Annotated in this window: 20 protein-coding genes and 1 pseudogene; 9 read left to right on the forward strand and 12 right to left on the reverse strand. The window is 73.7% G+C overall.

The window, feature by feature from the left end; all coding sequences use genetic code 11:
* Window positions 1–15 precede the first annotated feature (15 nt).
* From ABTY56_RS25140 to hutU, 3 genes are read right to left on the reverse strand one after another with little or no spacing between them, the layout of a single operon-like run.
* The gene (locus ABTY56_RS25140; RefSeq protein ID WP_502893178.1) at window positions 16–1,368 is read right to left on the reverse strand and encodes a formimidoylglutamate deiminase; all 1,353 of its coding nucleotides are present in this window, start codon (window positions 1,366–1,368) and stop codon (window positions 16–18) included.
* Window positions 1,365–2,546 (reverse strand): allantoate amidohydrolase, encoded by a 1,182-nt coding sequence (locus tag ABTY56_RS25145; protein ID WP_350631470.1) that lies wholly within the window; start codon window positions 2,544–2,546, stop codon window positions 1,365–1,367. Before ABTY56_RS25145 ends, ABTY56_RS25140 begins: the two co-directional genes overlap by 4 nt.
* Window positions 2,547–2,563: 17 nt before the next feature.
* Complete coding sequence (gene hutU, locus ABTY56_RS25150; protein WP_350631406.1) at window positions 2,564–4,234, reverse strand: urocanate hydratase; 1,671 nt, start codon at window positions 4,232–4,234, stop codon at window positions 2,564–2,566.
* A gap of 182 nt (window positions 4,235–4,416) precedes the next feature.
* Here hutU and ABTY56_RS25155 point away from each other — a divergent pair, with 182 nt between their 5' ends.
* Window positions 4,417–4,989 carry a Uma2 family endonuclease gene (locus ABTY56_RS25155; RefSeq protein ID WP_350631408.1) on the forward strand — a complete coding sequence of 191 codons (573 nt, stop codon included), beginning with the start codon at window positions 4,417–4,419 and terminating at the stop codon, window positions 4,987–4,989.
* A 1-nt stretch (window position 4,990) separates the two neighbouring features.
* On the opposite strand, the gene ABTY56_RS25160 is transcribed toward ABTY56_RS25155, so the two are convergent.
* Window positions 4,991–5,311 (reverse strand): hypothetical protein, encoded by a 321-nt coding sequence (locus tag ABTY56_RS25160; RefSeq protein WP_350631410.1) that lies wholly within the window; start codon window positions 5,309–5,311, stop codon window positions 4,991–4,993.
* A gap of 89 nt (window positions 5,312–5,400) precedes the next feature.
* A complete protein-coding gene (locus ABTY56_RS25165) occupies window positions 5,401–6,270 on the reverse strand; it encodes a MurR/RpiR family transcriptional regulator (RefSeq protein WP_350631412.1) in 870 nt (289 codons plus the stop codon).
* 277 nt (window positions 6,271–6,547) lie between these two features.
* Between ABTY56_RS25165 and ABTY56_RS25170 the strand changes: the two genes are divergently transcribed.
* Window positions 6,548–6,970, forward strand: coding sequence for a hypothetical protein (locus ABTY56_RS25170; protein WP_350631413.1), 423 nt, complete (start codon window positions 6,548–6,550; stop codon window positions 6,968–6,970).
* A 28-nt stretch (window positions 6,971–6,998) separates the two neighbouring features.
* Here ABTY56_RS25170 and hutH read toward each other — a convergent pair whose 3' ends face one another.
* Entirely contained in the window at window positions 6,999–8,576 is a 1,578-nt protein-coding gene (hutH, locus tag ABTY56_RS25175; RefSeq protein ID WP_350631415.1) for a histidine ammonia-lyase, read from the reverse strand.
* 146 nt (window positions 8,577–8,722) lie between these two features.
* Entirely contained in the window at window positions 8,723–9,889 is a 1,167-nt protein-coding gene (locus ABTY56_RS25180; protein ID WP_502893179.1) for a macrolide family glycosyltransferase, read from the reverse strand.
* A 124-nt stretch (window positions 9,890–10,013) separates the two neighbouring features.
* Between ABTY56_RS25180 and ABTY56_RS25185 the strand changes: the two genes are divergently transcribed.
* On the forward strand, window positions 10,014–10,634 hold the full coding sequence (locus ABTY56_RS25185) for a TetR/AcrR family transcriptional regulator (protein WP_350631418.1): 621 nt from the start codon (window positions 10,014–10,016) through the stop codon (window positions 10,632–10,634).
* Here the strand turns inward: ABTY56_RS25185 and ABTY56_RS25190 are convergent.
* From ABTY56_RS25190 to ABTY56_RS25205, 4 genes and pseudogenes are all read right to left on the reverse strand, one after another.
* Window positions 10,612–10,953: a hypothetical protein gene (locus ABTY56_RS25190; RefSeq protein ID WP_350631419.1), complete on the reverse strand. Its 342-nt coding sequence runs from the start codon at window positions 10,951–10,953 to the stop codon at window positions 10,612–10,614. The genes ABTY56_RS25185 and ABTY56_RS25190 overlap by 23 nt on opposite strands.
* Window positions 10,954–11,685: 732 nt before the next feature.
* A pseudogene (locus tag ABTY56_RS25195) lies at window positions 11,686–12,843 on the reverse strand (GGDEF domain-containing protein); the annotation flags it as partial.
* Between the two features lie 443 nt (window positions 12,844–13,286).
* Window positions 13,287–14,411 carry an adenylate/guanylate cyclase domain-containing protein gene (locus ABTY56_RS25200; RefSeq protein WP_350631420.1) on the reverse strand — a complete coding sequence of 375 codons (1,125 nt, stop codon included), beginning with the start codon at window positions 14,409–14,411 and terminating at the stop codon, window positions 13,287–13,289.
* Window positions 14,412–14,584: 173 nt separating this feature from the next.
* Window positions 14,585–15,478 carry a biotin--[acetyl-CoA-carboxylase] ligase gene (locus ABTY56_RS25205; RefSeq protein ID WP_350631421.1) on the reverse strand — a complete coding sequence of 298 codons (894 nt, stop codon included), beginning with the start codon at window positions 15,476–15,478 and terminating at the stop codon, window positions 14,585–14,587.
* A gap of 370 nt (window positions 15,479–15,848) precedes the next feature.
* Between ABTY56_RS25205 and ABTY56_RS25210 the strand changes: the two genes are divergently transcribed.
* The 6 genes from ABTY56_RS25210 to ABTY56_RS25235 all read left to right on the forward strand — a co-directional run bounded on the left by ABTY56_RS25210 (window position 15,849) and on the right by ABTY56_RS25235 (window position 21,591).
* A complete protein-coding gene (locus tag ABTY56_RS25210; protein ID WP_350631423.1) occupies window positions 15,849–17,438 on the forward strand; it encodes an acyl-CoA carboxylase subunit beta in 1,590 nt (529 codons plus the stop codon).
* A 29-nt stretch (window positions 17,439–17,467) separates the two neighbouring features.
* A complete protein-coding gene (locus tag ABTY56_RS25215) occupies window positions 17,468–17,689 on the forward strand; it encodes an acyl-CoA carboxylase subunit epsilon (RefSeq protein ID WP_350631424.1) in 222 nt (73 codons plus the stop codon).
* A gap of 223 nt (window positions 17,690–17,912) precedes the next feature.
* Window positions 17,913–18,053 carry a morphogenic membrane protein MmpB gene (gene mmpB, locus ABTY56_RS25220; RefSeq protein ID WP_350631425.1) on the forward strand — a complete coding sequence of 47 codons (141 nt, stop codon included), beginning with the start codon at window positions 17,913–17,915 and terminating at the stop codon, window positions 18,051–18,053.
* Window positions 18,054–18,102: 49 nt separating this feature from the next.
* Entirely contained in the window at window positions 18,103–18,702 is a 600-nt protein-coding gene (locus tag ABTY56_RS25225; protein WP_350631426.1) for a nucleoside triphosphate pyrophosphatase, read from the forward strand.
* A 124-nt stretch (window positions 18,703–18,826) separates the two neighbouring features.
* Entirely contained in the window at window positions 18,827–19,579 is a 753-nt protein-coding gene (locus ABTY56_RS25230) for a hypothetical protein (RefSeq protein ID WP_350631427.1), read from the forward strand.
* A gap of 236 nt (window positions 19,580–19,815) precedes the next feature.
* Entirely contained in the window at window positions 19,816–21,591 is a 1,776-nt protein-coding gene (locus ABTY56_RS25235) for an acetyl/propionyl/methylcrotonyl-CoA carboxylase subunit alpha (RefSeq protein WP_350631428.1), read from the forward strand.
* Window positions 21,592–21,789: 198 nt separating this feature from the next.
* Here the strand turns inward: ABTY56_RS25235 and ABTY56_RS25240 are convergent, their stop codons facing one another.
* Window positions 21,790–22,755, reverse strand: coding sequence for a DeoR/GlpR family DNA-binding transcription regulator (locus tag ABTY56_RS25240; RefSeq protein WP_502893180.1), 966 nt, complete (start codon window positions 22,753–22,755; stop codon window positions 21,790–21,792).
* Between the last annotated feature and the right edge of the window lie 188 nt (window positions 22,756–22,943).

Here is a 22,943-nt window from a genome sequence, read left to right on the forward strand (position 1 = left end):
AGTCGAACAGAGGAATCAGCAGTCCAGCGCGCCGATGGCGGACCGCAGCGCGCCGGGCACGTCGGCCACCAGCTGGTGCGCGCCGTCCCGCACGACGTGCCGGCCGCCGACCACCACGTGCCGCACGTCCGCCGCCGAGGCGGCGAAGACGGCGATCTCGGCGCCGAGCCGGGGCGGCGGGCCCGCGGTGCGAACCGTGTTCAGCGCGATCACCGTGAAGTCGGCCAGCGCCCCGGCCTCGACCCGCCCGGCCTCCGGCCAGCCGAGCGAGGCGTGCCCGTCCTCGGTGCCGGCCCGCAGCAGCGCGTTGGCCGTCCAGTGGCCGCGGGTCCGGGTGCGCAGCCGCTCGTCCAGCTCCAGCGCGCGGGCCTCCTCGAACGGGTCGATGACCGCGTGGCTGTCGCTGCCCAGGGTGATCGGGCAGCCCGCCGAGGCGAGCCGGCGGGCCGGGCCGATGCCGTCCGCGAGGTCCCGCTCGGTGGTGGGGCACATGCAGACGGTCGTGGAGGAGTCGGTGAGGAGCTTGACGTCCTCGTCGGTGAGGTGGGTGGCGTGCACGACCGAGGTGCGCGGGCCGAGCGCGCCGTGGTCGGCGAGCAGCCGGGTCGGGGTGACGCCGTGCGCGGTCAGGCAGGCGTCGTTCTCGGCGGTCTGCTCGGACAGGTGGACGTGCAGCGGCGCCTTGCGCATCGCCGCCCAGTGCGCGACGGTGCCCAGCTGCTCGGCCGGGACGGCCCGGACCGAGTGGATGGCGGCGCCGATCCGGGCGTGCTCGCGGGGCTTGAGCGCGTCCGCCCGCTCGGCCCACGCCTGCGCGTCACCGTCGCTGAACCGCTGCTGCGGCTTGGTCGGCTCGGCGCCGAAGCCGGCCGACAGGTAGCAGGTGTCCAGCAGGGTGATCCGGATGCCGGCCCGGGCGGCGGCCTCGATCAGCGCCTCGCCCATCGCGTTCGGGTCGGTGTAGCGGGCGCCGCCGGGCGCGTGGTGCAGGTAGTGGAACTCGCCGACGGCGGTGATCCCGGCCAGCGCCATCTCGGCGTAGACGGCGGTGGCGAGCTCCAGGTAGGTGTCCGGGTCGAGCGCGCCGGCGAACCGGTACATGGTGTCGCGCCAGGTCCAGAAGGTGCCGGAGCCGACCTGCACGTGCCCGCGCAGCGCCCGGTGGAAGGCGTGCGAGTGGGCGTTCGCCTGGCCGGGCAGCAGCAGCCCTTCGAGCCGGACGGCGCCGGGCGGGCAGGGCCCGCTGTCCGGCGTCACCGAGGTGATCAGGCCGCCGGGGCCGGCGGCGATCAGCACGTCCCGCTCGACCACCGGCCCGTTGGGGTGCGGCAGCCAGGCGTACTGCGCCCAGTAGGTCACTGCGGTCACTGACACGCGAGGTCCTCCAGTACGTCGGCGAGGGCGGTGACCCCGGCCAGGCAGTCGTCCACCTCGGCGTGTTCGGCCGGGGAGTGGGAGACACCGCTGGGGTTGCGCACGAACAGCATGGCGGTCGGGATCGCGGACGCCAGGATCCCGGCGTCGTGTCCCGCGCCGGTGGGCAGCACCGGGGCGTCCAGCAGCTTGGCGAGCCGGTCGCGCAGCGGCCCGTCGAAGTCCACCACCGGGGTGTAGGACTCGCGGGTCAGTTCGACCCGGACACCGTCGCGCCCGCCGCGCTCGGCGGCGGCCTGCTCGATCTCGGCAACCAGCGCGGTGAGGGTGCGCTCGTCGGCCGCCCGGGAGTCCAGCCAGCCGCGCACCAGCGAGGCGATCGCGTTGGTGCCGTTGGGCTCGACGGCGACCTTGCCGAAGGTGGCCAGCGCGCCCGCCTGCTTCGCCTTCTTGCGGGCGGCGAGCACGGTGTTGGCGTAGGTCAGCATCGGGTCGCGGCGGTCCTCGATCCGGGTGGTGCCCGCGTGGTTGGCCTCGCCGTGGAAGTCGAACCGCCAGCGGCCGTGCGGCCAGATCGCGCCCGCCACACCGACCGGCTGCCCCTCGGCGAGGTAGCGGCCCTGCTCGACGTGGAGTTCGACGAAGGCGCCGATCCGGGCCAGCCGGTCGTCGTCCGCGCCGATCCCGGTCGGGTCGTAGCCGGCCTTCTCCATCGCGTCGGGCAGCCGGACGCCGGCGGCGTCGCGCAGCTCGTACGCGGCCTCGGGGGAGAGCACGCCGGCGGTCAGCCGGGAGCCGATGCAGGCCACGCCGAACCGGGCGCCCTCCTCGTCGCCGAAGTTGACGATCGCCAGCGGCCGGGTGAACTCCGTTCCCCGGGCGCGGAGTTCGTCCAGCGCGGCGAAGGAGGAGACCACCCCGAGCGGGCCGTCGAAGGCGCCGCCGTCCGGGACGGAGTCCAGGTGCGAACCGGTGACGACGGCCCCGCCGGCCTGCGGATCGCCCAGCCAGGCCCACTGGTTGCCGTTGCGGTCCAGCTCGTACGCCAGACCGCGGTCGCGGGCCTGCTGCTCGAACCAGGCGCGGCACTCGGCGTCGGCGGAGTTCCAGGCGAAGCGGCGGTAGCCGCCGGAGGAGGCGGAGCGGCCCACGGGGAGCAGCTCCGCCCACATCTCTTCGAACGACGAGGTCACAGCTCACCCATGGGGACGCGGACGCCACGCTCGGCGGCGACCTCGTCGGCGCGGTCGTAGCCGGCGTCCACGTGCCGGATGACGCCCATGCCCGGGTCGTTGGTGAGCACCCGGCGGATCTTCTCCCCGGCCAGCGCGGTGCCGTCGGCGACGGTGACCTGGCCGGCGTGGATCGAGCGGCCGATGCCGACGCCGCCGCCGTGGTGGATGGAGACCCAGGAGGCGCCGGAGGCGACGTTGACCATGGCGTTGAGCAGCGGCCAGTCGGCGATCGCGTCCGAGCCGTCCAGCATCGCCTCGGTCTCCCGGTACGGGGAGGCGACCGAGCCGCAGTCCAGGTGGTCACGGCCGATGACGATCGGCGCGGACAGCTCGCCGGAGGCGACCATGTCGTTGAAGCGCTCGCCGGCCTTGTCGCGCTCGCCGTAGCCGAGCCAGCAGATGCGCGCGGGCAGGCCCTGGAAGTGCACCTTCTCCTGGGCCATCTTGATCCAGCGGTGCAGCGACTCGTTCTCCGGGAAGAGGTCGAGGACGGCCTTGTCGGTCTTGTGGATGTCCTGCGGGTCGCCGGACAGCGCGGCCCAGCGGAACGGGCCCTTGCCCTCGCAGAACAGCGGGCGGATGTACGCGGGGACGAAGCCGGGGAAGGCGAAGGCGCGGTCGTAGCCGGCCAGCTGGGCCTCGCCGCGGATCGAGTTGCCGTAGTCGAAGACCTCGGCGCCGCGGTCCATGAAGCCGACCATGGCCTCGACGTGCCTGGCCATCGACTCGCGGGAGCGCTGGGTGAACTCGGCGGGCTTCTCGGCCGCGTAGGTCGCCATGTCGTCGAAGGCGACGCCGACCGGCAGGTAGCTCAGCGGGTCGTGGGCGCTGGTCTGGTCGGTGACGATGTCGATCGGCGCGTCCATCGCGAGCAGCTGCGGGAAGAGCTCGGCGGCGTTGCCCAGCAGGCCGATGGAGAGCGGCTGCTTCTTGTCGCGGGCGGCGGTGGCCAGCTCCAGCGCGTGGCTGAGGTCCTTGGCCTCGACGTCCAGGTAGCGGTGCTCGATCCGGCGGGAGATGCGGGACGGGTCGCAGTCGATGCAGATCGCCACGCCGCCGTTCATGGTGACGGCCAGCGGCTGGGCGCCGCCCATGCCGCCGAGGCCGGCGGTGAGGGTGATCGTGCCCTCCAGCGTGCCGTTGAACCGCTTGTTGGCGACGGCGGCGAAGGTCTCGTAGGTGCCCTGGAGGATGCCCTGGGTGCCGATGTAGATCCAGGAGCCGGCCGTCATCTGGCCGTACATGGTGAGCCCGAGGCTCTCCAGTCGGCGGAACTCCTCCCAGTTGGCCCAGTCGCCGACCAGGTTGGAGTTGGCGATCAGCACCCGCGGCGCCCACTCGTGGGTCTGCATCACGCCGACCGGGCGGCCGGACTGGACCAGCATGGTCTCGTCCTGCTTCAGGCCCTGCAGCGTCTTCACCATGGCGTCGAAGGAGCGCCAGTCCCGCGCGGCCTTGCCGGTGCCGCCGTACACGACCAGCTTCGACGGGTGCTCGGCCACCTCGGGGTCGAGGTTGTTCATCAGCATCCGCAGGGCGGCCTCCTGCTGCCAGCCCTGCGTCGTGAGCCCCGTGCCACGCGCCGCACGTACCTCGCGCGGCCCGCTCGCCTGCTGCTGCACCATAGTCCCGGCCTCCCTGCGGATGGATTCATTCAAGGTCTGTTCGACTGAATATAACTAAACAAGAGGGTTTCGACCAGACCCCGGAACAATCCGATCAGCCACGGCACCGGCTGACTCGGCGCGCTAGCCTGAACCCGGCGAACACCAGCCACTCGGCCCAGCGCCAAGGAGCGGAGGAGACGATGACGGCCATCACCGTGCGGCCCGGCAGACTCCGGGATGTGGCGGAGGAGATCGAGCAGTGCACGGGACTACGCGTCCAGATCATCGGCGGAACCCTGGTGATGCCCCCGACCCCCCGCGGCAAGCACGCGGGGACCGTGCGGCGGCTGCGCATCCAGCTGGACCCGAAGCTGCCGGCCGACCTCGGCGCCTACGAGGTGTCGTCCGTCTACATGCCGGGCAACGACGAGGACTACGCCACACCGGACCTGATCGTCCTCCCCGTCGACTGGGAGGACGACGACAGGTGGCTCGCCGACCCGCACGAGGCGGCCCTGGTCGTCGAGGTGATCTCCAACTCGGAGGGCGTGAAGGCCGTCGCCACGAAGACGGACTGGTACGCCAGCGCCGGCGCGCCCGTCCTGCTCGCGCTCGACCCTCGCAACGGCACCTGGACCCTCCACACCCACCCCCGCGACGGCGCGTACCAGGGCGTCCTGCACGGCAAGTACGGCGAGGCCGTTCCGCTGGCCCCGCCACTGCCCGCCGAGTTGGACACCTCCGGGCTTCCGCTGTACGCACCCCGCAGCTGAGTCAGGCCGCCGCGCCGCCGTCCCAGTCGATGCCGATCTCGGCGAGCCAGCGGCGGTCGTCGGCGTCGGGGGCGGGCGGGGACGGCGGGCGGGGGATGTTCTGGACGGGGCCGAGGCCGTACTTCTCGGCGGCCGCGGCGGCGCGGGCGTCGGGTTCGATGACGCCGACGTGGACGGCGGACTCGTCGCCAGGGTCGAGGACGGTCAGTTCGGGCTCGGGCAGGCGCCGCAGGGTGACGCGGCGTCCGCAGGCGGGGCAGGACCATTCGTCGGCACCCGAGGACAGGCGGGCGACGAACTTCATCTCGTGGATGACGCGCATGGGTGACACCCCCTGCAGGAGGGGATGCCCGGGTTTGTGACGGCTACTCCCCCGCCGCCACTTCGAGCCGCACCTGTTCCGAGCGGCCGCTACTCCAGGAACAACCCGCGCGCCGCCGCCGATTGTTCGATCGCCTCCAACCGGGCTTCCGCTCCCGGGAGTTCGTCGCACATGGCCTGCAGCAGCACCCGACCGAGCATCATCGGCGCGCACGCGGTGTCGAAGACCAGCCCGGTGCCGACGGCGGCCGGCAGCATCAGGTCGGAGAGCTTGGCGACCGGCGCGAAGGCGCTGTCGGCGACGGTGAGCACGGTCAGCCCGCACTCGCGGGCCACCGCCAGCGCGTCCATCAACTCCCGCGGGTAGCGCGGCAGCGCGAAGCAGAGCAGTGCGGAGGCCCCGGCCGCGGCGGCCTGCTCGACGCGGTCGGCGAGCATGCTGCCGCCCTCGTCCAGGAGCCGGATGTCCGGGTGCACCTTGGCGGCGAAGTAGGCGAAGCCGCGGGCCTGCGCCGAGGCGGCCCGCAGGCCGAGCACGGGCAGCGGGCGGGAGGCGGCGAGCAGCCGGGCCGCCCGGATGATCGGCTCCGGGTCGGCGAGGAGTTCGGCGAGGTGGCGCAGGTGCGCGATCTCGGCGAGCACGGCCTGCTGGTGCTCGTTGCGCACCGCGTCGTCCGGGGTCTCCGGCGCGGCCGGCTCTCCCCCGCCGAGTTCGCGCAGCTGCTTGCGCAGCGCCGGGTAGCCGTCGTACCCGAGGGCGACCGCGAAGCGGGTGACGGAGGGCTGGCTGACGCCCGCGAGTTCGGCGACCTCGACGCTGGACAGGAACGGCGCCTCGGTGGCGTGCCGCACCAGGGAGTGCGCGATCCGGCGCTGGGTCGGCGTCAGCCGGTGGCCCTCGAAGAGCTGGAGCAGCCGGGCGGAGGGGCCGACGCTGCCGGTGTCGTCGGTGGCGGTCATCAGCGGTACCTCCGGGTGCGAGCGGTTCGGACGACGACTGTGCAGCAGCGGGCCGCGCCTGGCAAAGACGTCTCGTACGGCGGGACGCCCCGTGAGACGTCCCGCGGATCGGACCGGATCGAACAGTATCCGGACGCTTCCGAGCCGGGTCCGGCGGTCACCGGGTCCGGCTCGGGACCGGGTCCGGCTCGGGGTAACCCTGATTTGTCCCTGAGCCCGCCCGGATTCCCCCCGCGAACGGATGGACCGGGTGTCACCGCGGCGTCACGCTTACCCCATGGACACTCGCCAGGACGAACTGCGGCGCGACCTCGACGCCACCCTGCAGGCCCGCAAGGAGCTCGGCAAGGAGTACGAGGACGAGCTCGTCGACTCCTTCATGAAGCGCCTCGACGCCCGTCTGGACGCGCGGGTCGAGCGCTCCGTGGCCCAGCGGATGGACGACCACGAGCCGGGCCCGTACCGCGAGCGCCACCAGCGGTCCCGCCGCCAGGGCTGGACCAAGCGCTCCGGCAGCGGGCTCGCGGTGGTCTCGATGGCCTTCGGCATCCCGTTGACCGCGATCGCCAGCAACCCGACGAACGGCGGCTTCGCCGGCCTGCTGGTCTGCTGGGCGGGCATCGTCGGGGTCAACTTCGCCGCCGCGTTCGGCGAGCGCCGCAGCCGCGAGGACCGACGGCCGCGGAGCGACTGGGACTGAGCCCCGGTCGCCCCGCGTCGGCGGTGCGTCAGGCCAGCGGGCCGGTGACCTGCTCGACCGCGCGCACCAGCTCGCCGGAGGCGACCAGCGCCGCGGCCGCCTCCAGGTCCGGCGAGAGGAAGCGGTCGCGGCCGGCGCCGCCGACCCCCGCCTCCCGGGCGACGGCCAGCGCGGCCGCACTGGCCGGGGCGATCCGGCCGGCCGAGTCGGCCTGCTGACGGATCTCCAGCGCGCGGGCGGCGGCGGTGAGTTCGACGGCGAGGATCCGGCCGAGGTTCTCGACGGCCTGGCGCAGCTTGCGCGCGGCCGACCAGCCCATCGACACGTGGTCCTCCTGCATCGCGGAGGACGGGATCGAGTCGACCGAGGCCGGGACGGCGAGCCGCTTGTTCTCGCTGACCAGCGCCGCCTGGGTGTACTGGGCGATCATCAGGCCGGAGTCCACGCCCGGGTCGTCGGCCAGGAAGGCCGGCAGACCGTGCGAGCGGGCCTTGTCGAGCAGGCGGTCGGTGCGGCGCTCGGAGATCGAGCCGAGGTCGGCGGCGGCGATGGCGAGGAAGTCCAGCACGTACGCGACCGGGGCGCCGTGGAAGTTGCCGTTGGACTCCACCCGGCCGTCCGGCAGCACCACCGGGTTGTCCACCGAGGCGGCGAGCTCGCGGGAGGCGACCAGCTGGGCGTGCGCCAGGGTGTCGCGGCCGGCGCCGGCCACCTGCGGGGCGCAGCGGATCGAGTACGCGTCCTGGACGCGCGGCGCGTCGTCCTGGTGGTGGCCGGTGAGGCCGGAGTCCTTGAGGACGGCCAGCATGTTGGCGGCGCTCAGCGCCTGGCCCGGGTGCGGGCGGATCGGGGCGTGCAGCTCGGGGGCGAGCACCTTGTCGGTGCCGAGCAGCGCCTCCAGGGTCATCGCGGCGGTGATGTCGGCGGTGGTGAACAGCCGCTGCAGGTCGGAGATGGCCATCACCAGCATGCCGAGCATGCCGTCGGTGCCGTTGATGAGGGCCAGGCCCTCCTTCTCCAGCAGCTCGACCGGCTCGATCCCGGCGGCGGCGAGCAGCTCGGCGGCGGGCTTCTCCACGCCGTCCGGGCCGGTGGCGGTGCCCTCGCCCATCAGGACCAGCGCGCAGTGCGACAGCGGCGCGAGGTCGCCGGAGCAGCCGAGCGAGCCGAACTCCCGGACCACCGGGGTGATGCCGGCGTTGAGCAGGGCGGCCATGGTCTGGGCGACCAGCGGGCGCACCCCGGTACGGCCGGAGGCCAGCGTCTTCATCCGCAGGAAGACCAGCGCGCGAACCACCTCGCGCTCGACGGCCGGGCCCATGCCGGCGGCGTGCGAGCGCACCAGCGACCGCTGCAGCTGCGCGCGCAGCTCGGGGCTGATGTGCCGCACGGCGAGCGCGCCGAAGCCGGTCGACACGCCGTAGACGGGACGCGGCTCGGCCGCGAGGGCGTCGATCCGCGCACGGGCGGCCGCCATCTCGGCCTGCGCGTCGGGACCGATCTCGACCCGGGCGTTGCCCCGGGCGACGGCCAGAACGTCCTCGGCACTGACGTCGGCCTTGCCGACCAGGACCAGCGGAGCGTCGGGGGCCACAGCACTGTGCATATCCATATACACCATCACATCAGGTGAATGAAGATATGACAACAGGTGCTCGCCATTCGGATTCTCCGGCTTCGGGATCCGCACCGCACGCCGCGCCCCCGACTCCCCCGCCCCCGCACCCCCTGGCTCCCCCAACCGGCGCTCCCCTACGACCCCAGCTCCGCCTCGATCAGGTCGACCGCCCGGCCGGTGCCGCCCTCGGCCCGTCCGGCGGCGGACAGCCCCCGCAGCCGCTCGGCCACCGCCGGGTCGCCGACCAGTTCCAGCAGTGCCGCCCGCAGCGCCTCCGGGGTGGCCTCTTCGGTGTCCAGCCGGCGGGCGACGCCGAGGCCCACCAGCGCGTCCGCGTTGGCGAACTGGTCGACGGCCTGCGGCACCGCGATCATCGGCACCGCGTGGAACAGCCCCTCGCTGGAGCCGCCCATACCCGCGTGGGTGACGAAGGCGTCCGCCTGGGCGAGCACCGACAGCTGCGGCACCCACCGGTGCACCTCGACGGTGTCCGGCACCTCGCCGAGCTCGGCCGGGTCGGTGTGCGCCCCGATCTGCAGCACCGTGTGCCAGCCCGGCAGGTCGCCGAAGGCCCGGACGCAGGACCGGTAGAACGCCGGGTGGTGGGTGAACGCCGAGCCCAGCGAGACCAGCAGCACCTTCTCGGCGTCGGCCGGCCGCTGCCACCGCCCCTGGTGGGCGCGGTCGCCGAAGCAGGGCCCGACGAAGCTGATCCGCCGCTCGTCGACCCGCTCGGCATTGGGCTGCAGGGCGCGCGGGACCAGCGCGATCGCCCGCTCCGGGCGGTTCTTGAAGGCGTCCACGTCGCGCTGCACCGCACCGGCCTCGGCGAGCCAGTCGGCGAACCGGCGGTAGTGCTCGGCGCCGCCCGGGCAGCTGCGGATCGCCTCCAGGGCCTCCGCGAGGTCCTGCTCGAAGCCTTCCCAGCCGACGAAGGTGGACGACAGCTGCACGACCGGGACCCCCAGCCGCTCGCCGAGCGCCCGGCCCGCGAAGCCCGCGATGTCGTAGAGCACCAGGTCGGGCCGGTCGTCGGCGAAGGCCTCCAGCAGGACGGGCCACATGGAGAGCGTGTCGTCCAGGAACAGTTCCTGGATCGCGACCGGGTCCTCCGCCCAGCCGTCGGGATCGTCGGCGAGCGGCAGCTTCGTCGGGTACGGGACGAAGGCGGCGCCGGTGGACTCGACGACGTCCCGGAAGGAGGCGTCGTTGACGTAGCTGACCCGGTGCCCCCGGGCGACCAGCTCGGTGATCACGGCGAGGCTCGGGTTGACGTGCCCGTGGGCCGGGACGGAGACCATCAGGATGTGGGCGGGGCGGTTCACGGGCACCTCCGGGTGCAGCGATTGAGACGAGACGTACCGTCTCGCTTCGACATGAGAAGACAATACGTCTCGTCTCGCAATTTCGCCTAGGATTTTCTCCATGACCTCCAGAACCGCCGCCGACCCCGCCCGCCGCAGCGAACGCTCGCGCACCGCCGTCCTCACCGCCGCCGCCGAACTCGTCGCCGAGATCGGCTACGGCAAGCTGACCATCGAGGCGATCGCCGCCCGCGCCGGGGTCGGCAAGCAGACCATCTACCGGTGGTGGCCGTCGAAGGGAGCCGTGGTCTTCGACGCCTTCCTCGCCGCGAGCGGGCAGGAGGGCACCCTCGCCCTCCCCGACACCGGCGACCTCGCCGCCGACCTGCGGACCGTCCTGCGCGCCAGCTCCGACGAACTCGCCGACCCGGCCACCGACCGCACCTTCCGCGCCCTCGGCGCCGAGATCCTCAACGACCCCGCGCTGCACGCCGAGTACCGCACCCGCCTGCTGGACCCGTTGCTGGAGATCACCCGCGACCGCCTCCGCAGCGCCCGCGAGGCCGGCCAGATCGCCCCCGACGCCGACCTCGACCTGGCCCTCGAACTCCTCTACGGCCCGCTCCACTACCGCTGGCAGTACCGGCTCGGCCCGCTCGGCCACGACCACGCCGACCGCCTGGTCGACGCCGCACTGCGCGCCCTCGACCCGTCTGCCGCTAGCGGCGGTTCGAACGCCTGACCCAGAGGACGACCAGGACCGTCACCAGCAGAGCGACGAGCAGGGCCGTGGTCAGCCACCCGAGGAAGCCGTGGAAGAACCCGTGGAAGAAGCCCTTCTTCACCTTCTTCTTCGTCTTCGACTTCGACTTCGACCCGGCGAGCTGGGCGATCCGGTGCGCCCCGACCCCGTCCCGCACCTGCGGCGCCCGCTGCGGCGCCGTCCGCGCCGCCCCCGCCGTCCGCACCACCGGCACCGCCGACGCCGGAGCGGCCACCGCCACCCCGCCCCCGAGCACCAGCACCCCGGCCACCGCCGCACCCACCAACCGTCTGCCCACGCCCCGCCCCGTTCCCGCTCGACCGGCCACCCACCATCCCACCGCCGCACCCCCGGCGACACCCCCGGCCCCCGAACGCGACCCACCCGCGACACACCGGTCACCGAACCGGAACACGCCCGCGGCCGACCGCCGATCGCGCGCTCACACCGCCAGGGGGCGCGCTCACACCACCGGGGGCGAGGCCGCGCCCGCCAGGGCGACGGCGGCCAGGGCGCGCATGGCGCAGGCGGCCTGGCCGAGGGGGAGGGTGGCGTCGTCGGCGAAGAGTTCGACGAGCCAGCCGCCGGCCGCGTTCTGGCCGCCGGCGGCGACCATGCCGCGGTAGCCGGAGACGACGAGCATGGCCTCCTCCGCCGGGTCGTTGCCGGCGGCGCCGGCCCGCAGGGCGAAGGCGCCGCCGCGGACGGCGCGGCGGGTCATCGGGTAGTGGCGCAGGTCGAAGACGGCGTCGGGGGCCTCGATCTGGGCGCGCTGGGTCTCGGCGCGGGTGCTGCTGGGGCCGCTGGTCATCCGGTAGACGGCGTGCTGGGCGGTGCGCATGAGGTGGGAGCCGGGCGGGACGTACGAGACCCACCAGCCGACGGCGTCGAGCAGCCGGGCGGAGGTCTCGGCGACGACGACGAGCTTGCCGAGGGTGTCGGCCGGGTGGACGGCCCGGGCCGCGGCGGCCTGGTCGAGGGCGGCGAGGACGGCGGTGAGCAACTGGCCCGGGTCGGCGCTGTGGGCGGCGCCGCGGAACCGCCGCCGGTCGCCCGTACCGGCCCGGCCGTTCGGCCCGCGCCGTCCGTCGGCCCGGTGGTGCGGGTCGGCGGCGTCGGCGAGCAGCACGGTGGGGTCGGGCGAGAAGCCGGGGCCGTGGCTGCGCCCGGCGACCACGGGGTGGGCGGCGCGGGCGGCCTTGGCCCGGTACTGGGCGGCGTCGGCGAGCCGGAAGAGCCGGTCGGGGGTGGTGACCGGACCGATGGAGTCCCCGGTGGAGGCGACGCCGCAGGCCACGCCCTCGCCTTCGGACAGCGCGAGCGCCCGGGCGCACAGCTCCTCGGCGACGGCGACCACCTCGTCGGCCTTCTGCCCCTCCACCAACAGGCAGAACTCGTCGCCGCCGAGCCGGGCGGCGAGGCTGCCGGGGAGTTTGGCGGCGGCCAGCGAGAGCTGGTGGGCGAACCGTTCCAGCAGCCGGTCGCCCATCTCGTGGCCGAGCTGGTCGTTGACCCGCTTCAGCCCGTTGACGTCGCAGACGACCAGCGAGACCACGGTGTTGTGCCGGTTGTGCGCCTCCAGCGCGCTCTCCAGCCGGGCGTCGACGGCGCGCCGGTTGGCGAGCCCGGTGAGCGGGTCGGAGAAGGCGAGCCTGCGCAGGTCGGCGAGGCGCTCGGTCTGGGCGAGCCCGGCGGAGACCTGGGCGGCGAGCAGGGTCGCGTAGTCGGCGTCGGCCTCGGTGAACTCGGGCATCCCGACCGACCGGGCGAGGTACAGCTCGCCCCAGGCCTGCCCGTGCAGCACGATCGGCGCGACCACGCAGCAGGCCCGTCCGCGCCGGCGCAGCGCCGCGGCGCGTTCCCGGCAGTACGCGCCGGCGGTCGGGTGCGTGTGACCGGCGTGCGGTTCGCTGTCCTCGGCGCTCTGCAGCCAGGCACGCGGCAGCCGCCCGGTGGTCCAGCGCTCCTCCAGGTACGTGACGATCTCGGGAAAGTCGGCGACGGGGTACGACTCGTCCTCTGGCAGTTCCTCCTCGCCGGGGGCGAGTTCGCCGTGGTTGACCAGGACCCGCAGCCGACCGGACTCGCGGTCCCAGACCGAGACGGCCGCCATGGTGGCGCCGAGCGCCTCGGTGGCCCGGGTGGCGGCGGCCCGGACGGCCTCCAAGGGAGTGAGCGCGCCGGCCATGTCCTGGGCCAGCTCGACCACGGACTGCAGTCTCAGGTCGGGCAGCGGGTCGCGGTGCCGCGAGCCGCCGCAGTCGCAGCCGCGGTCCGTCACGATCGCCTCACTGCTCACCGGCTCGCCTCGCTCCCTGTGCTCGGTCCTGCCAGACCCCCGTCGCCCGGTCGCACCCGACCGGCCGCTTGCACCAAGACTATGGCGGTTTCGTTCGGTTATGCCCCGTTTGCCCGGATGGACCATGGCAGAGCCGTACGGGTTTCAACCGTTCGGCACCTGCAGACCGACGACCGAATCCCGCACGACGGAACCCGACGGAACCCGACGAACCGATGAACCCGACGCCCCCGGCCGAACGGCTCCTACGCTTCCGGCTACCCCGGCTCTCCGCCGCCTACTCCGCCTTCCCGGTGCCGCGCACTCCGCCGCCCCGCCACCCCGCCGCTCCGCTACTCCGCCTTCAGCCGCCGGGTGAGCAGCCACGGCTCGACCAGCCCGAGCCCCCGCACCGGCCGCCGCCACATCGGCTGCAGGTGGAAGCGGGCGCCGGCGTCCGGCCCCGGCATCGGCAGCCCGGAGGCGGGCATCCCGGCGGCTGCCGACAGCGCCTCGGCCAGGCCCGGCCCCTCCGAGTCGGCCGGGGCGACGCTGCCGTTCTGCTCCAGCGCGGCGGCGAACTCGCCGTCGATCAGCACCGCGTCCTTGGGCGCGATCGAGGTCAGCCGGCTCGCCAGGTTGACGGTGGTGCCGAAGACGTCACCCATCCGCGAGGTGACCGTGCCGAAGGCCATCCCGACCCGCAGCGGCGGGATGGCGTCGTCCCCGGCCAGCGCCTCGATCAGGCTGAGCGCGATCTCGGCGGCGGTCGCCGGGTCCTCGGAGACGTAGAGGATCTCGTCGCCGAGGGTCTTGATCACCCGGCCGCCCTGTCCGGCGATCAGGTCGGAGCAGGTGTTCTCGAAGGTCTCGACGAGTTCGCCGAGCTCCTCCTCCTCCAGCCGCCGGGACAGCCGGGTGAAGCCGACCAGGTCGGCGAAGCCGACGGCGAGCCGCCCGCTGGTGATCTCGTGGTCCTCGGCGGCCTGCACCACCCGGCCGGTGACCGCGGCCAGCTGGCGCCGCCAGACGTACACCAGGAACTGCTCCAGCTCCGGCAGCAGCAGCTCGACCAGCGGGTAGGCGACATCGGCGCGGGTCAGCCCGGGTTCGACGGACTGGGTGAGGTTCTCCAGGAAGGTGTCCATCTGCCAGCCGGCCAGCCGGGCCGTGGTCTGGCCGGTGGACCGGGCCACCTGGATCGCCATGGACTCGCTCAGCAGCCCCGACTCGACCAGGCCGGCGAGGCGCCGCAGCGCGATCACGTCGCCGTCGGTGAGCGCCCTGGACTGGCCGATGTCGGGGAAGCCCATGGCCCGCCAGAACCGGGTGGCCAGCTCCATCGGGACGTCGGCGGCGCGCGCGGCCTGGTACGGCGTGTAACGGCGCGGCGCGTCCAGGATCAGGCGTTCCAGTTCGAGCGCGACCGTGGGGTCGTGGCTGCCCGCCGTCGTGCCGCTGCTGCCGTCCTCTGCCACCGGTCCGTCCCCGTGCGGTCGCCGCACTCGCCTCGTGTCCTACCTGTCCGGGCGCACCGCCCGCCACCCAGGCGGGCAGTGGCGCGCCTCACACCGCTGCCAGGTGGAATGTTCGCACGGAATCGCCGGATCCGGGGCATCAGCCCGGGTCAAGGAGAGGTGAAGACTGCCGTTCAGCGGGGCTCGAGGCGCACGTGGACGACGTCGCCCGCACCGACCGCCCGGCGTACGCCGTCGGGCGTACGAACCACCAGCCGGCCGTCGCCGTCCACCGCCACCGCCTCGCCGGCCAGCTCGGTGTCACCGGGCAGGTGGACCTTCACCTGGCGGCCGAGCGTGGTGCAGCGGTCCACGTAGGCGCGCAGCAGGTCGCTGGCGTGTGGGTCGCCGGCGGCGGCCGTCCACTCGCGGTACAGCTCGGCGAGCTCGCGCAGCAGGGCCCGCAGCAGGGTGCCCCGGTCGGTGGTGGCGGCGCCGGCCAGCGCGAGCGAGGCGGCGGTGGGGACGGGCAGCTCGTCGGCCCGCAGCGAGACGTTGAGGCCGAGGCCGACCACCACCGCGCCGCCGGCCAGTTCGGTGAGGATGCCGCCGACCTTGCGCTCCGCGCCGTCGATCTCCACCTGCAGGTCGTTGGGCCACTTCAGCCCGACCTCGACCTCGGCGATCCGGCCGAGCGTGCTCGCCGCGGCCACCCCGACCAGGATCGGCAGCCAGCCGTAGCGCTCGACCGGCACCTCCTCGGGCCGCAGCAGGACGGACAGGAACAGTCCGGAGCGGGCCGGGGCGGTCCACTGCCGGTCCAGTCGGCCGCGCGCGGCGCTCTGCGCCTCGGCCACCAGCACCGCGCCCTGGGCGGCACCGGCCTTGGCCCGGGCGGCGAGGTCACTGTTGGTGGAGCCGGTCTCGGTGACGACGTCCAGGGAGGTCCAGAGCCCGCCCGGGACGAGCAGGTCGTGGCGCAGCGCCTCCTCGTCGAGCGGCGGACGGTCCAGGTCGGTCCACGGCGACGGCCCGGTGTGGCCGAAGCCGCGCAGTCCGCTGCGGCGGGGGGTGTCGGACGCGCTCATGCGCCCACCTCGCTGCGCTCGGCGAGGGCATTCGCCCACGCGCACCCCTCAACGACTCGCTCGCTCCACTCGCTCATGCGGGCAACCCTAGGGCGTGGCTCGTGGATTTCGCGGACCCGGCGGGGATTCGCAGGACGCGGCTCCGGTTGGTGGGCGCGGCCGGGGTGTAGGCCGCCCCATCGTCCCGCAGAACGGCCGTCAACAAAACTGTGTCGATGGCCATAACGCCAGGACGTGCCGGATTGCCCTCCGCGCTGGCTACGCTACCCAGCGGTAGTTCGTAGCGCCGCCCTGCCCTCATGCGCGGGCCCACCACCCGGCCCGCGCGCACTCGAACAGGTCGCGGCCAAGGATCAGGGAGAGCCACCGGATGACCGAGGCGCCGTACGACCCCCACACGACCGCCGGCAAGCTCGCCGACCTGCGGCGCAGGCTGGACGAGGCGGTGCACTCCGGCTCGGCCAAGGCCGTGGAGAAGCAGCACGCCAAGGGCAAGCTGACCGCCCGCGAGCGGGTCGTGGAGCTGCTGGACGAGGACTCCTTCGTGGAGTTCGACGAGTTCGCCCGGCACCGCTCGACCAACTTCGGCCAGGAGAAGAACCGCCCGTACGGTGACGGCGTGGTGACCGGCTACGGCACCGTCGACGGCCGTCAGGTCGCGGTCTTCGCCCAGGACTTCACCGTCTTCGGCGGCTCGCTCGGCGAGGTCTTCGGCGAGAAGATCGTCAAGGTGATGGACTTCGCGCTGAAGACCGGCTGCCCGGTCATCGGCATCAACGACTCCGGCGGCGCCCGGATCCAGGAGGGCGTGGTCTCGCTCGGCCTGTACGGCGAGATCTTCCGCCGCAACGTGCACGCCTCGGGCGTCATCCCGCAGATCTCGCTGATCATGGGCCCCTGCGCCGGCGGCGCGGTGTACTCCCCCGCGATCACCGACTTCGTGGTGATGGCCGACCGGACCTCGCACATGTTCATCACCGGCCCGGACGTGATCAAGACCGTCACCGGCGAGGACGTCGGCATGGAGGAGCTGGGTGGCGCGCGCACCCACAACACCAAGTCCGGCAACGCGCACTACCTGGCCGCGGACGAGAAGGAGGCGGTCGAGTACGTCAAGAGCCTGCTCTCGTACCTGCCCTCCAACAACCTGAGCGACCCGCCGGCCTACCCCGAGCAGGCCGACCTCACGGTCACCGACGAGGACCTCGAACTCGACACGATCGTGCCGGACTCGGCGAACCAGCCGTACGACATGCGCAACGTGATCGAGCACATCGTCGACGACGGCGAGTTCCTGGAGACCCAGCCGCTGTACGCCGGCAACATCATCACCGGCTTCGGCCGGGTCGAGGGCCAGTCGGTCGGCATCGTCGGCAACCAGCCGATGGACCTGGCCGGCTGCCTGGACATCAACGCCAGCGAGAAGGCCGCCCGCTTCATCCGCACCTGCGACTCGTTCAACATCCCGGTGCTGACCTTCGTGGACGTGCCCGGCTTCCTGCCCGGCACCGAGCAGGAGTGGGACGGCATCATCCGCCGCGGCGCCAAGCTGATCTACGCCTACGCCGAGGCCACCGTCCCGCTGATCACCGTGATCACCCGCAAGGCCTTCGGCGGCGCCTACGACGTCATGGGCTCCAAGCACCTGGGCGCCGACCTCAACCTGGCCTGGCCGACCGCCCAGATCGCCGTCATGGGCGCGCAGGGCGCGGTCAACATCCTGCACCGCCGGGAGATCGCCGAGGCCGAGGCGGCCGGGAACGTCGAGGAGAAGCGGGCCGAGCTGATCGCCTCGTACGAGGACACCCTGCTGAACCCGTACCTGGCGGCCGAGCGCGGCTACGTCGACGCGGTCATCGCGCCGAGCGAGACCCGCCGGCACATCGTCCGGGGCCTGCGGGCGCTGCGCGGCAAGCGCGAGGTGCTGCCGCCGAAGAAGCACGGCAACATCCCCCTGTAGGCCCCATCCCTGTCGGGAGAGAACCAGCCATGTCCCCGATCCACGTGCTGCACGGGCAGCCGACCCCCGAGGAGCTGGCCACCGTTCTGGCGGTGGTCCAGGCCCGGGCCGCCGCCGCGCAGGCCGCCGCCGAGGCGGCGCGTCAGGCCGGCGCCGGCCCGGCCTCCCCCTGGAACGACCGCTCCCGTCTGCTCCGCCCCGCTCTCCGTCCGGGCGTCAACGCCTGGCGGACGTCGGGCTGGGCGCGCTGAGCCGAAGCTACCGCACGCGGAGCAGGAAGTCGGCCCGTCCGACCTCCTGCTCCGCCGTCGTCTGCCGTCCGCCTGCCCCGGAGCGGGCGGAGCGGCGCAGCGCGCCCGAGCAGCGCACACGCCGGAGCACGGGACGCGCCGGAGCGGCGGACGCGCCCGGATCGCCGTCAACCTGAGTACGGATACTCAGGCGTCCGGGCCCGGCGCGGCGCACTCTGGACGGGTGCTCTGGTCAGACCCCCGTGACGAGCCCTCGCCCGAGGCCCGTCGAATGCAGGAACGGATGCAGCGGGCCGGCAAGGTGCTCGCCGCCATCGTGCTGGTGGGCTCCGTCCTGATCATGATCGCCCGGTTGTTCACCTGAACGGCGGACACCGGCATCCCCGGGACCGGCACCCCCTACGCTGGTGGCCATGACCGCCCAGCGCACCCTCGTCCTCGCCTCCGCCTCCCCCGCCCGCCTCGGGCTGCTGCGCCAGGCGGGTCTCGACCCGCGCGTGGTGGTCAGCGGCGTCGACGAGGACGCGATCAGCGCCGCCTCGCCCGCCGAGCTCGCGCTCGTCCTGGCCGAGGCCAAGGCGAAGGCCGTCGCCGCCGACCTCGCCGAAGGCGAGCTGGTGATCGGCTGCGACTCCGTCCTGGAGCTGGACGGCCGGGCGCTCGGCAAGCCGGCCGACGCCGCCGAGGCGGTGGCCCGCTGGCAGTCGATGCGCGGCCGCGCCGGGGTGCTGCGCACCGGCCACTGCGTGATCGACACGGTGACCGGCCGGCAGTCCTCGGCCACCGCCTCCACCACCGTCCGCTTCGGCACCCCGGACGACGACGAGATCGCCGCGTACGTGGCCTCCGGCGAGCCGCTGCACGTGGCCGGGGCGTTCACCCTGGACGGCCGCTCGGCCCCGTTCGTCGACGGCATCGACGGCGACCCCGGCAACGTCATCGGCCTCTCCCTGCCGCTGCTGCGCCGCCTGCTCGCCGACCTCGACGTCCGGATTGTCGACCTCTGGGCCTGAGTCGCCCTCCGGGCCGGACGCCGCGCGACCAGCCTGCCGCCCGATCCGTGGATCAACCGACCTGCCGCACCCGCCCGTTGGCCCTCTAAGCTGACGGGCATTTCGAGCGGGGAGGGACGCGGCGATGAACGACAGCGTGCTCAACGTGGTGCTGGGCCTGGTGGCCAGCGCCATCAGCGCCGGCCTCGGCTGGCTCGCGCAGGCCCTGCGGCGGAGACGACGGCTGGAGCGGGTCCGCGCGTTCTTCGGCATGCCGCCCGGGGGCGAGTGCCTGCTGGTGGTGAACCGGCACACCGCCTCGGCCAGCGGCAAGAGCGTCTCGCGCAACGACGTGTTCGCACTCATGGAGTTGGCCTCGCTGGTCAAGGAGTGCGGGGCCCAGGCCGACCTGGTCGGCCACGAGGACGTCCGCCAGGGCCTGGGCCACAAGGCCGAGTTCTGCATCGGCGGCCCGTCCAGCAACGACCGGACGGCGGCGCACCTGGCCTCCTGGCTGCCCGGGGTGACCTTCACGGATGTGGGCGGTAGCGCCCCGGAGCTGTCGCTCGCGGTGGGCGCCGAGGAGTACCGGTACGAGCCGGGGGCCGCGCCCTCCGGCGGCCAGGCCTTCGCCCTGCTCGCCCGGCTGCACCCTTCGCCTGACGGCCGGCCCGCCTTCCTGGTGTCCGGGCAGACCGCGGTCTCCAACCACGCCGCCGTCCGCTACCTGGTCGCCAACCACCGCCGACTCGCCCGGCGGTACGGTGAGACCGGCACCTTCGCCCTCGTCCTGCGGGTCGTCAACCCCAAGGCGTACGGGCCGGACGTGGTGGAGCTGGTGGCCGACGTGACGGCCGAGGCGAAACAGCGGCCCGCCGCCCGCTCAGGCGTCGCTTGAGCGGTCCGGGCGAGAGTGTGGCCCATGCCACCGTCCCGCCACGCCGCCGCTCCGTCACCCCCCGTGGCCCCCGGCGCTCCGGCCCCACCCGGCGCGACCTGCGGAGTCTCCGTACCGGCCGGTATCGGGGGGTCGAAAGCCATCACCGAGCGTGTGGGATAGTTCACAACCCGGGGCTACTCGCCGGTACTGCCCAGGAATCCATAAACTCAACGAGGTTCAAGAAGGGAGCCACAGTGCGCAAGGTGCTCATCGCCAACCGCGGGGAAATCGCAGTCCGCGTCGCTCGGGCCTGCTCGGACGCCGGTATCGCCAGCGTCGCCGTCTACGCCGAGCCGGACCGGGATGCGCTGCACGTCCGCGCGGCCGACGAGGCTTACGCGCTGGGCGGTGACACCCCCGCTACCAGCTACCTGGACATCGCCAAGGTCCTGAAGGCGGCCGCCGACTCCGGCGCCGACGCCGTCCACCCCGGCTACGGGTTCCTGTCGGAGAACGCCGACTTCGCCCAGGCCGTCCTCGACGCGGGTCTGATCTGGATCGGCCCGCCGCCGCAGGCCATCCGCGACCTCGGCGACAAGGTGACCGCCCGGCACGTGGCGCAGCGCGCCGGTGCCCCGCTGGTCGCCGGTACGCCGGACCCGGTCTCGGGCGCCGACGAGGTCGTCGTCTTCGCCCGGGAGCACGGCCTGCCGGTCGCCATCAAGGCGGCCTTCGGCGGCGGCGGCCGCGGCCTCAAGGTCGCCCGCACCCTGGAGGAGATCCCGGAGCTGTACGAGTCCGCGGTGCGCGAGGCGGTCGCCGCCTTCGGTCGCGGCGAGTGCTTCGTCGAGCGGTACCTGGACAACCCGCGGCACGTCGAGACCCAGTGCCTCGCCGACAAGCACGGCAACGTGGTGGTCGTCTCCACCCGTGACTGCTCGCTGCAGCGCCGCCACCAGAAGCTGGTCGAGGAGGCGCCCGCGCCGTTCCTGACCCCCGAGCAGAACGCCGAGCTGTACCGGGCGTCCAAGGCCATCCTGAAGGAGGCCGGCTACGAGGGCGCCGGGACCTGCGAGTTCCTGGTGGCGCTGGACGGCACGATCTCCTTCCTGGAGGTGAACACCCGTCTGCAGGTGGAGCACCCGGTCACCGAGGAGGTCACCGGCCTCGACCTGGTCCGCGAGATGTTCCGGATCGCCGACGGCGAGGAGCTCGGCTACGGCGACCCGGAGGTGCGCGGCCACTCCTTCGAGTTCCGCATCAACGGCGAGGACCCGGGCCGTGGCTTCCTGCCCGCGCCCGGCACCGTGACGCTGTTCGCCCCGCCGTCCGGCCCGGGCGTGCGCCTGGACTCCGGCGTGGAGACCGGCTCGGTCATCGGCCCGGCCTGGGACTCCCTGCTGGCCAAGCTGGTCGTCACCGGCCGCGACCGCAAGCAGGCCCTGGAGCGGGCCCGCCGCGCGCTGACCGAGTTCAAGGTGGAGGGCATGGCCACCGCCATCCCGTTCCACCAGGCGGTCGTCACCGACCCGGCGTTCGCGCCCGAGGTGCACGGCAGCGACGAGCCGTTCAAGGTCTTCACCCGGTGGATCGAGACCGAGTTCGACAACACCATCCCGCCGTTCGCCGGTGCGGCCGGCGACGGCGAGGAGGCCGAGGGCCGGGAGACCGTCGTGGTCGAGGTCGGCGGCAAGCGGATCGAGGTCTCGCTGCCGTCCTCGCTGGGCGTCTCGACGGCCCCGGCGGCGGGTGCGGCAGGTGCCGCCAAGGCCAAGCGCCGGGTGGGCGCCAAGAAGGCCGGCTCGGCCGTCAGCGGTGACACCCTCGCCTCGCCGATGCAGGGCACCATCGTCAAGGTCGCCGTGGAGGAGGGCCAGGTCGTCGCCGAGGGCGAGCTGATCGTGGTCCTGGAGGCGATGAAGATGGAGCAGCCGCTGAACGCCCACAAGGCGGGCACCGTCGTCGGCCTCAAGGCCGAGGTGGGCGCGAGCGTCAGCAGCGGTGCCGCGCTCTGCGAGATCAAGGACTGACCCTGATCGAGGACTGACCCGCCCTGTCGGGCAGCGACCGGTCCGTACACCCCTCGGGGTGTGCGGACCGGTCGCTTTCCGTAGGCGGCCCGGGGCGGGCAGGTCGCGTTCCGCAGGGCCGGTCGCCCTCCGCGGGGCCGGTCGCCCTCCGCGGGGCCGGTCGCTCTCCGCGGGGCCGGTCGCTCTCCGCGGGGCCGCTCAGCGCCCGCGCGGCAGGCCCAGCTCGGCCAGCCGGACCGGCAGCCCGCCGGGGCCGACCGGCCCGCCCGGGCCACCGTGGGCACCGGGGCGGCGCTGGCCGGGCAGCGGGGCGCCACCGGGCGGCGGGCCGGCGCGGCGGGCCATCGGGCCGGGCTGGGTCTGGTGGACGGGGCCGCTGCCGGTGCCGTGCACCGGGGCGTCGCCGCTCGGGGCCGCCCCGATCGGCGCCAGGTCGATCTGCACCCCGCAGTCGGCGAGCGCGTCCAGCTCGCGGGCGGTGCCGTCGTCCGCGGTGGCCTGCTCGTCGGTGACCAGGCGGGTGATCGTGTCGGTGGCGACGGTCTGGAACATGCCGGCCGCGCCGAGCTTGGTGTGGTCGGCGAGGACGATGACCTCGGCGGCCGCCAGCACCATGGCCCGGTCCACGCTCGCGGACAGCATGTTCGCGGTCGACAGCCCCCGCTCGGCGGTCAGCCCGCTGCCGGAGATGAAGGCCTTGGTGACCCGAAGCCCCTGCAGCGACTGCTCGGCACCACTGCCCACCAGGGCGTAGTTGGAGCCGCGCAGGGTGCCGCCGGTCATCACCACCTCGACCCGGTTGGCGTGCGCCAGCGCCTGGGCCACCAGCAGCGAGTTGGTGACCACCGTCAGGCCGGGCACCCGCGCCAGCCGGCGGGCCAGCTCCTGGGTGGTGGTGCCGGCGCCGACCACCACCGCGTCGCCCTCCTCCACCAGGCCGGCGGCGAGGTCCGCGATGGCGCTCTTCTCCGCCGCGGACAGGTGGGTCTTCTGCGGGTAGCCGGGTTCGCGGCTGAAGCCGCCGGGGAGCACCGCGCCGCCGTGCCGGCGGTCGAGGAGCCCTTCTGCCTCCAGCGCCCGCACGTCACGGCGCACGGTCACTTCGGAGGTCTGGACGACGCGGGCCAACTCCCGGAGCGAGACGGCTCCGTTGGCGCGCACCATTTCGAGGATCAACTGGCGACGTTCTGCAGCAAACACAGAACCGACGGTAACCTGCGTGACCGTCTGCTTTCAGGCGTTTGCAGCTAGTAGCGGGAATTGCTCGCGCACGAGCGGCGCGTGACCGTACAATACGCGCCGTCAATAGCCCGGGACTGCGCCCGCCGTCCGGGTGACGGTCGATCATGCGC

The organism is Kitasatospora sp. NPDC097691 (assembly GCF_040302665.1).
In the GTDB taxonomy this organism is placed as follows: Bacteria; Actinomycetota; Actinomycetes; order Streptomycetales; family Streptomycetaceae; genus Kitasatospora.